This window comes from Paraconexibacter sp., assembly GCF_041602235.1.
Classification (GTDB): Bacteria; Actinomycetota; Thermoleophilia; order Solirubrobacterales; family Solirubrobacteraceae; genus Paraconexibacter.
Map to the genome: position 1 here is coordinate 1 of NZ_JBFIGP010000153.1, position 8,925 is coordinate 8,925.

7 protein-coding genes and 1 pseudogene are annotated in these 8,925 nt (G+C 73.3%); 6 read left to right on the forward strand and 2 right to left on the reverse strand.

Annotation, left to right across the window (positions count from 1 at the left end; translation table 11 throughout):
- From ABYE80_RS12765 to ligA, 5 genes and pseudogenes are all read left to right on the forward strand, one after another.
- A pseudogene (locus ABYE80_RS12765) lies at positions 1-243 on the forward strand (glycosyltransferase family 2 protein); the annotation flags it as partial.
- A gap of 62 nt (positions 244-305) precedes the next feature.
- Positions 306-2,363 carry a glycosyltransferase family 39 protein gene (locus tag ABYE80_RS12770; RefSeq protein ID WP_372790666.1) on the forward strand — a complete coding sequence of 686 codons (2,058 nt, stop codon included), beginning with the start codon at positions 306-308 and terminating at the stop codon, positions 2,361-2,363.
- Between the two features lie 94 nt (positions 2,364-2,457).
- Entirely contained in the window at positions 2,458-3,195 is a 738-nt protein-coding gene (gene truA / locus ABYE80_RS12775) for a tRNA pseudouridine(38-40) synthase TruA (RefSeq protein ID WP_372790667.1), read from the forward strand.
- A gap of 2 nt (positions 3,196-3,197) precedes the next feature.
- Positions 3,198-4,019, forward strand: a complete 822-nt coding sequence (gene surE, locus ABYE80_RS12780) for a 5'/3'-nucleotidase SurE (RefSeq protein WP_372790668.1) — start codon at positions 3,198-3,200, stop codon at positions 4,017-4,019.
- Positions 4,019-6,082, forward strand: coding sequence for an NAD-dependent DNA ligase LigA (ligA, locus tag ABYE80_RS12785; protein ID WP_372790669.1), 2,064 nt, complete (start codon positions 4,019-4,021; stop codon positions 6,080-6,082). The genes surE and ligA overlap by 1 nt, the downstream gene beginning before the upstream one ends.
- A gap of 20 nt (positions 6,083-6,102) precedes the next feature.
- Here ligA and dacB read toward each other — a convergent pair whose 3' ends face one another.
- Complete coding sequence (gene dacB / locus ABYE80_RS12790; RefSeq protein ID WP_372790670.1) at positions 6,103-7,338, reverse strand: D-alanyl-D-alanine carboxypeptidase/D-alanyl-D-alanine-endopeptidase; 1,236 nt, start codon at positions 7,336-7,338, stop codon at positions 6,103-6,105.
- A 78-nt stretch (positions 7,339-7,416) separates the two neighbouring features.
- Between dacB and ABYE80_RS12795 the strand changes: the two genes are divergently transcribed.
- A complete protein-coding gene (locus ABYE80_RS12795; RefSeq protein WP_372790671.1) occupies positions 7,417-8,697 on the forward strand; it encodes a patatin-like phospholipase family protein in 1,281 nt (426 codons plus the stop codon).
- Between the two features lie 12 nt (positions 8,698-8,709).
- Here the strand turns inward: ABYE80_RS12795 and ABYE80_RS12800 are convergent.
- Positions 8,710-8,925: hypothetical protein (locus tag ABYE80_RS12800; RefSeq protein ID WP_372790672.1), on the reverse strand; the 216-nt coding region annotated here is incomplete at its 5' end.

An 8,925-nucleotide genomic window follows, 5' to 3' on the forward strand; every position in this document is an offset into this window, starting at 1 on the left:
CAGCACGCCGCCGGAGCCGTCGTCTACGTCCTCACGCTCGGGCTCACCAGCGGCGCGCTCGCCGTGCTCCACGCGCTGGACGCCTCGCCGTCCCGGACCGTCGAGCTCACGGTCCTGATCACCGCCAGCGTGTGCGCCACGATCACGCGCTACGTGGCGCTGAAGACGTGGGTGTTCGCCCGTCGACGCCGGCCCGGCGCGGGCCGGACCGCGATCACCGCCATCGCCCGGACCGGGCTGTGAGCCCCGCTCGCGCTCGGACCTCCCCGCAGTCCCTCCACTCCTTCCACGACCGAAAGGCCCCGATGTCGACTCCGTCCCTCACGATGCCGCTGCGAGGAGCACGTGCTCCGGCCCGGCCGGCGACCGCCGCGCTCACGTGGCTGCGCTCCCACCCCGAGCTCATCGGGCTCGTGGTGCTCGCCGCGGTGCTGAACCTGTGGTCGCTGGATCGCAACGGCTTGGCCAACGACTACTACAGCGGCGCCGTGCGATCGATGACCGAGAGCTGGCACGCCTTCGTCTACGGAGCCTTCGACACGACCGGTGTTCAGACGATCGACAAGCCGCCGCTCGCCCTGTGGGTCCAGGCGCTCTCCGCGCGGATCTTCGGGTTCTCCTCATGGAGCCTGCTCGTGCCGCAGGCGCTCATGGGGGTCGGCAGCGTGCTGCTGACCTACGACCTCGTCCGTCGCCGGTTCGGCCGGGCGGCGGGGTTCGCCGGCGGCCTCGCGCTCGCCACCACGCCGGTCGCGGTCGCGGTCGCGCGTCACAACAACCCCGACGCGCTGCTCGTCCTGTGCTCGGTCGCGGCGCTGTGGTTCGTCGCGCGGGGCCTCGAGGACGGTCGCGCCCGCTGGATCGTGGCCGCGGGCGTCGCGGTCGGGCTGGGATTCGAGACGAAGATGGCCGCCGCACTGCTGGTGGTCCCCGGCATCGTCGCGGCCTGGATGTGGGTCGCTCCGCGCGGGCGGCGGGCGGCAGCTCGCAGCCTCGCGCTCGGCGCCGCCGCGATGACCGCGGTCGGCCTCGCCTGGCCGGTCCTGATGTGGCTGACCCCTGCGTCCGACCGACCCTGGATCTCCGGGACCAACGACAACAGCATCTGGTCCCTGATCTTCGGCTACAACGGCCTCGGACGGCTCTTCGGACAGGACGGGGGGCCTGGCGGCGCCGCCGCGGGCGGCGGGCCGGGCGGCGGGTCCACGCTGTTCGGCGGCGACGCGGGTCCGCTGCGCCTCCTGAACGAGGCGCTGGGCGGGCAGAGCGGCTGGCTGCTGGGCTTCGCGCTGCTCGCCGGTGTCCTCGTGCTGGCGTCCACCCGCCTGCGGCGCACGGACGCCCGTACCGGCTGGCTCATCGCGGTCGGCGGGTCCCTCGTCGTCACCGCCGTCGCCTACAGCCGCGCCACCGGCATCTTCCACCCGTACTACGTGTCCCTGCTGGCCCCGATGATCGCGGCGCTCGTCGGCGCGGGGGTCGGGGAGGTCCTGCGAGGTGAGCGACACGTCCGGGTGTTCGGACCGCTGATGATCGGCGCCGGCGTGCTGACCGAGCTGATCGTGCTCGGGCACATCGACGGGCAGTTCGGCTGGCTGCCGAGCGTGCTGGTGACGGTGGGCCTCGCGGCGGGCGTCGCCCTGGCGTCGGGAGCGTCGCGGCGTCTCCGGGCCTACGCCGTCGCAGCGGCGCTGGGCGTGCTGCTCCTGGCGCCGGCGACCTGGGCCTTCCAGACGCTCGGTCACCCGACGAGCGGAACGTTCCCGGCGGGCGGGCCCGCGAGCGCCATGGCCGAGGGGCCTGGTGGTCGCGGTCCGGGCCCCGGGGGCGACGGACGTGGCTCCGGGCCACCGCCAGGCCTGCAGGCCGGTGGACCGCCCGCCGGGATGGCGCCCCCGGCGGCCTCCGGCGTCGGCGCGGGGACCGGGGGGCCGAGCTTCGGCCCGTCGTCCGCCGACGGCGCGAGCGGCCCGGGCCGGTCGGCCGGGGGCATGTTCGGCGGCAACGCGAACGTCACCGAGGCGCTCTCCTACGCCCGTGCGAACGGGGGCGGCGTGGTCGCCGTGTCCAGCCAGAACGGCGCCGGACAGACCATCGCCACGGGGGATGCGCCGGACCTCGCCGCGATCGGCGGGTTCTCCGGCCGTGAGTCCCAGGTGAGCCTCGACTGGCTCGCCGACGCAGTGGAGTCCGGACGGATCCGCTGGGTCCTCGTGGACGCCGGCGGGGGCGGGCCCCAGGACGGCCGGGTGGGCTCCACCGAGGTGATGGCCGCCGCGGCAGCCGTCGGCGAGGCGGTGCCCACCGTCGACGGGATGTACGACCTCGAGGGGCTCGCCGACGAGCTGCGCGCGGCCGGGTGAGCCGGCGGCGCAGCCGGCGTCCGGCTCCGTCGCCCCGATCGTGGGCGACGGAGCACGCGGACGCCGGCGCGCCCGTCGTAGACTCGCCGCCGCGATGGCGACGAGCCGGATGACGATCGAGTACGACGGGACGGCGTTCCACGGCTGGGCCGTCCAGCCTGGGCTCCGCACCGTGCAGGAGGAACTCGAGCGGGCGCTGACGGTCGTCGCCCGTCACCCCGTGCACCTCACCGTCGCGGGACGCACCGACACCGGCGTGCACGCCCTCGGCCAGGTCGCCTCGTACACCGGCCTGCCGGTGCGGGTGGCGTCGGTCAACGCGCTGCTTCCGCCCGATGTCGCCGTCGTCTCCTGCGAGGCGGCCCCGGACGGGTTCGACGCGCGCCGGGACGCCATCTCGCGCCGCTATCGCTATCGCATCCTGACCCGCCGCGCCCGGTCGGTGTTCGACGCGAGGACCTCGCTGCACGTGGTGCGCGACCTCGACCGCGACCTGCTCGCCGCCTGCGCCGCGATGCTGCCGGGGAGGCACGACTTCACCGCGTTCACGCCGACCGAGACCGACCACGTCCGCTTCGAGCGCGTCGTGCACGAGGCGCGCTGGACCGAGGAGGGTGACCGGCTGGAGTTCCACATCACCGCCGACGCCTTCATGCGGCACATGAACCGCTGCCTGGTGGGGACGATGCTGGAGATCGCCGACCGGCGCCGACCGCTGGAGGGCTTTGCCCGATTGCTGCGGGGCGCGCACCGGCGGGAGGCCGGCTTCACCGCGCCGGCGCGCGGGCTGACGTTCCTCGAGGCCCGCTACCCGGCCGCTAGGTTGGGGTGACCATGCGCGTGCTGCTGACCAATGACGATGGGATCGAGGCCGAAGGACTGCACGTCCTGCGGCGCGCCCTGCAGGCCGTCCCCGGGGTCGAGCTCGCGACGATCGCCCCGGACGGCAACCGGTCGGCGATCGGCCGAGGCATCACGACCCGCCGCCCTCTGGTCGTCGAGCGCGTGGACTTCGACGACGGCAGCCACGGCTTCGCGACGGACGGCACCCCGGTGGACTGCGTCCGGCTGGCCTCGCTGGGGCTCGTGGAGGGCTTCGAGGCGGACATCGTCGTCTCGGGGATCAACCACGGGTCCAACCTGGGGGACGACATCACCTACAGCGGTACCGTCGCCGCCGCGATGGAGGGCGTCGTGCTGCAGCTGCCCGCGATCGCCGTCTCGCAGCAGAGCGACGCCCGCGAGATGGACTTCCGGCTCGGGGACGCCTTCTCCTTCGACGTCGGCGCCGCGTTCGTGGCGCGCATCGTGGCCGAGCTGGACACGGTCCCGCTGCCTCCGGCCACGCTCCTGAACGTCAACGTGCCCGCCGGCCGGCCGACGGGTGTGGAGGTGGCCCGCCTCGGGAAGAGGATCTACCGTGACGAGCTCCGTGAGCACGACCTGGACGAGTCCGGGCGTCGGCGCTACTGGATCTACGGGAACGATCCGGACTTCCACGACGAGCCGGGCACCGACCTCTCGGCGATCGCGGCCGGTCGGATCGCCGTGACCCCCCTGCACCTCGACCTCACGCAGCACGACGGCATCGGGCCGCTCTCGATGCACGACCTGTCACGCCTGCTGGAACCGGCCACGGAGGACATCGGGCCCTGATGGCGGCCGCAGGCTCCCCGCCTGACGGGCCGGACCGCGCAGCGGCACAGCGGCGCATCGCGGACCTGCGCCAGCAGCTCGACCACCACGCCCACCGCTACTACGTCCTCGACGATCCGGAGATCGGGGACGACGTCTACGACGCGCTGCTGGACGAGCTGCGCCACCTCGAGGCACGGCACCCGGACCTGCGCACGCCCGACTCGCCGACCCAGCGCGTGGGAGGGACCCCGGTCCCGCGACTCGGCAAGGTCGAGCACCTCCAGCCGATGCTGTCGCTCGCGAACGCCCGCAGCGCCGAGGAGCTGCACGCGTGGGTCACCCGGATGCGCAACCACCTGGCGCGCGAGGGGATCGTCGACCCCGTCCTGCGGTTCGTGTGCGAGCCCAAGGTGGACGGACTGGCCATCTCGCTGCTGTACCGCGACGGGCTCCTGGAGCGCGGCGCGACGCGCGGGGACGGCGCCGTCGGCGAGGACGTCACGCACAACCTGCGCACGATCGAGCAGATACCCCTGCGGATCGAGGACGCCCCAGGGCTCGTGGAGGTCCGCGGCGAGATCTACATGGCCCTGCCGGACTTCCAGGCCCTCAACGAGCGCCGGGCGCAGGACGGGCTCTCGACCTTCATGAACCCCCGCAACAGCGCGGCCGGGACCATCAGGCAGCTCGACCCGCGGCTGGCGGCGGAACGGCCGCTGTCGGTGTGGGCCTACGGGATCGGGGCGACGGACGGGCTGGACCTGCCGACGCACGAGGCCGCGCTCGCCTGGCTGCGCGAGCGTGGGTTCCCGGTCAACGCCGACATCGTGGCCCTCGACGACCCCGACGCCGTCGTGGCGCAGTGCGAGCGGTGGCAGGAGCGCCGCGGGTCGCTGGACTTCGAGATCGACGGCGTCGTGGTCAAGGTCGACGATCACGAGCTGCAGCGCCGGCTGGGCACCGTCGGCCGTGACCCGCGCTGGGCGATCGCCTGGAAGTTCCCACCGACCACCGCGGTCACCCGGCTGCGCGGGATCATGTGGAACGTCGGGAAGTTCGGCGACCTCCACCCGTTCGCCGATTTCGAGCCGGTCCATGTCGGCGGGGTGACCGTGAAGCTCGCCACGCTGCACAACGAGGAGGACCTCGCGCGCAAGGACATCCGTCCGCAGGACGACGTCATCGTCCTGCGGGCGGGCGACGTCATCCCGCAGGTGGTGTCGCCCGCGCCGCACGCGGTGGACCGGCCCGACCGCGCGCCGGTCCCGCGACCGCCCCAGCGGTGCCCGTCCTGCGAGACCCCGACCGTGAAGCCGGACGGCGTGGTGTTCACGAAGTGCCCGAACCTGATGTGCCCCGCGCGCCAGTGGCAGCTGCTCAAGCACTTCGTCTCCCGTGGCGCGATGGACGTCGACGGGGTGGGGGAGAAGCAGGTGGCGGCGCTCCAGCGTCTCGGGCTCGTCCGGGACGCCGCGGACTTCTACCGGCTGACCGTCGAGCAGCTGATCGAGGTGGAGGGGCTGGGCGAGGCGAGCGCGACGCGAGTGGTGAACGCGTTCGCCGCATCGAAGCGCGCCCCGTTCGCCCGGGTCCTGTTCGCGCTGGGGATCGAGGGTGTCGGCGAGGTGACCGGGCGCAACCTGGCGCAGCAGTTCGGCTCCATCGACGCGCTGCTCTCCGCGACCGGGGAGCAGATCGCCCAGACGCCGGGGGTCGGGCCGGTCGTCGCCGCGCTGATCCACGACCAGTTGCAGGACGAGCGGATGCGTCGCCTGATCGCCGACCTCCGCGCGGCCGGACTGCGGCTGGCGCAGGACGGGCCGCCCCCGGGGGAGGGCCCGCTGTCCGGCCGCGCGCTCGTCCTGACCGGGACCCTGCCGAACCTCACGCGGGAGCAGGCGACCGAGCGCATCCTCGCGGCCGGCGGCCGGGTGACCTCGAGCGTGTCGGGCAAGACGTACGCGGTGGTCGCGGGCGAGGCGGCAGGGACGAAGCTGGCGAAGGCCGAGCGGCTCGGCGTGCCGGTGACCGACGAGGCGGGACTGCTGGAGCTGCTCCGCGGCGCGCCGCTGTCGCCCTAGCGCCCGCGCGGCACCCCGGGCTACGGGTCGAGCGTCGCGATCCGCGGCAGCATGCGGTCCTCGACCGCCTTCGCGCGGAGGGCGTTCACGTCGTTCTCGACGAAGGCGAACGCGACGCGGCGGCCGCCCGTCGTCGTGCAGTAGCCGGAGAGGGCGCTGACGCCGCGCAGCGTGCCGGTCTTGCCGCGACAGCGGGTCTGCGCCGCCGTGCCGCGCATCCGCCACGCGAGCGTGCCGGACCGGCCGACGACAGCGAGGGACGAGAAGAAGGCGGTCCGGGTCGCGGTGGGCTGCTCGTCCATCGCCCGCAGCAGGGCGATGATCTGCCGGGGGGAGGCCTTGTCGGCGCGGGAGAGCCCGGAGCCGTCGACGAGCCGCGTCGGACGGACGTCGATCCTGCGCAGGGCGGCACGGGCCGCGGCCGCGCCGTACGGGGTCGTCCCGCCCTTGCCGAAGTGCGCGCCCAGTCCCTTCAGGAGCATCTCCGCGTAGAAGTTGTCGGAAGGCTGGTTCGTGATCGCCGCCAGGCGCCGCATCGGCGGCGACTCCACCTGCGCGAGCGGCACGGCGAGATTCCGGTCGGCTCGCGGAAGCGCCCGGACCCGCGCCTTGCGCCCGAACTTCACGCCCTTGGCCCGCAGGAAGGCGTGCAGCCGCTCAGCGGCCTCCAGAGCCGGGCCGTGCGTGTAGTCGGGACGCCCGTGCGCCCAGGTCAGCGCACCGAGCCATCCGCCCAGGTCGCTGTCGGGGCGATAGCGCGAGTCGTAGCTGCCTCGTCGGGTGTCGAACAGCGACTCGTCGGCGAGCAGGCCCCCGCGCACGCGCTTGAGCCCGTCCGCCACGAGGTCCCCGGCGAGCGAACGCAGAGCGACGTCGTTCAGCGACGGGTCGCCGCCGCCGACCACCACGAGGTCGTCGATGACGCCGGCACGGCTGATCTCCTCGCCGGGCTTGGCGACCACCGAGGTCGTCAGCGTCCCGTGCGGACCGAACTCGAGCAGGGCCGCGGCGGTCGTGAAGAGCTTCTCGTTGGACGCGGGTGAGAGGGACGTCTTCGCGCGGCGCTGGAAGATCGTCCTGCCGCTGTCGAGGTCCACGACCAGCGCGGCGGAGCGCGACCCCAGCTTCTTGTGAAGGGTGGAGAGCTGGCCGCGCAGGCGCTTGGCGTCGAGGGCGCTCGCCGGCGCTGCTGCGACGAGGACGCCGAGCAGCAGGGCGCCGAGCACCGCGGGGAGACGGCGGGCGTGGGACGACATCCGCTCTCCAATGTAGCGGTCGCACGGGCGACCGGCGCCGACGGCGGTCGCCCGGAACCCGGGGCGTAGACTCCGGGTATGGGCAAGGTCGTCTCCATCGATCCGGGCGGCGGCAAGAAGCCACGGACCGCATCGGGCGTGTCGCGGTCGTCCGCCGCGCGTCGACGCAAGCGGTCCAAGACCGCGCTCGTCCTCGGCGGTGGGGGCCTGACCGGCGGTGTCTACGAGATCGGCGCGCTGCGCGCGCTCGACCTGCTGTCGGTCAACAAGACGGTCAACGAGTTCGACGTGTACGTCGGGACCAGCGCCGGCTCGTTCGTGGCGGCCCTGGCGGCCAACGGCGTGACACCCGAGGAGATGATGCGCGTCGTCGGGCAGCAGGTGCCCTCTCCGTTCCGCGACATCGACCTCGGACAGCTGCTGCGGCCCAACCTGGTCGAGTTCGCCCGTAAGGGGCTGCTGATGCCGTTCCGCGCGATCCAGGTCGCGCGCGAGCTGGCCCCGCAGATCGGCTCGATCAGCGTGATGGACGTCGCGCTTGGGCTGGCCGAGGGGCTGCCGTCCGGCCTGTACACCGGCTCGGGCATCGAGCAGTACCTGTCCACGGTGCTCTCGGACCCCGATCGCACCAACGACTTCCGGATGCTCGAGCAGGAGCTGTACCTGGCGGCCACGGACCTCGACACCTGCGAGCGCGTGGTGTTCGGCGAGCCCGGGTGGGACGACGTCCCGATCTCGAAGGCGGTGCAGGCCAGCACGGCGCTGCCGATGGTCTACAAGCCCACCCGGATCGGGGAGCGCGAGTTCGTCGACGGCGGGCTCACCTCGACGACCAACCTCGACATCGCGGTCGAGGCCGGGGCCAAGCTCGTGGTCGTCGTCAACCCGCTGGTGCCCTACGTCAACGACTTCCAGCACCCGGTGCGCACGCCGTTCGGGTCGCGCCCGCGCCACATCAGCGACATGGGGTTCCCGCAGATCGGCTACCAGGTCTTCAAGATGCTCGCCTACCAGCGGCTCCACGAGATGGCCCGGCAGTGGGAGGACCGGTACCCCGGCGTCGACATCGTCCTCATCGAGCCCGAGGCCGACGACGAGCTGATGTTCCAGACGTCGATCATGAACTTCACCAGCCGCGTGGAGATCGCCCGCCACGGCTTCCAGTCGGTGACGGTCAAGCTGGCCAAGGACTACGACCGTCTCAAGGAGGTCTGCGCGCGTCACGGCATCGAGATCTCCGCGACGCGCGTGCGCAAGGTGGTCGGGCACTTCGAGACCGACCCGGAGCCGTCGGGGGCCTGGCGCAAGATCCTGGAGCAGACCACCAGCGCCCTGCTGCGGCAGAGCGAGGACGACTGATCGTCGCGCCGGTCAGCTCGAGGTCAGCGCGGTGTCCACCGCGCGGAGGACCCGCTCGACGCCGTCGGCCCGGTGCGGGACCGTCAGCCGCACGCGGTCCGGATCCCCGAGCACCCCGCCGCCGCGAACGAGGATCCCGCTGCGCTCCAGTCGCGTCGCGAACTCGACGGCGTCGAGGTCCTGCGGCGCGATCCACAGCACGTTGGCCTCCGACGGGGCCACATCGAC

What these genes read in the sequence shown, in the direction of transcription:
- ABYE80_RS12770 (WP_372790666.1), top strand. Translation starts at nt 306, where the DNA reads ATGTCGACTCCGTCCCTCACGATGCCGCTGCGAGGAGCACGTGCTCCG.
- truA (WP_372790667.1), top strand. Translation starts at nt 2,458, where the DNA reads ATGGCGACGAGCCGGATGACGATCGAGTACGACGGGACGGCGTTCCAC.
- surE (WP_372790668.1), top strand. Translation starts at nt 3,198, where the DNA reads ATGCGCGTGCTGCTGACCAATGACGATGGGATCGAGGCCGAAGGACTG.
- ligA (WP_372790669.1), top strand. Translation starts at nt 4,019, where the DNA reads ATGGCGGCCGCAGGCTCCCCGCCTGACGGGCCGGACCGCGCAGCGGCA.
- dacB (WP_372790670.1), bottom strand. Translation starts at nt 7,338, where the DNA reads ATGTCGTCCCACGCCCGCCGTCTCCCCGCGGTGCTCGGCGCCCTGCTG.
- ABYE80_RS12795 (WP_372790671.1), top strand. Translation starts at nt 7,417, where the DNA reads ATGGGCAAGGTCGTCTCCATCGATCCGGGCGGCGGCAAGAAGCCACGG.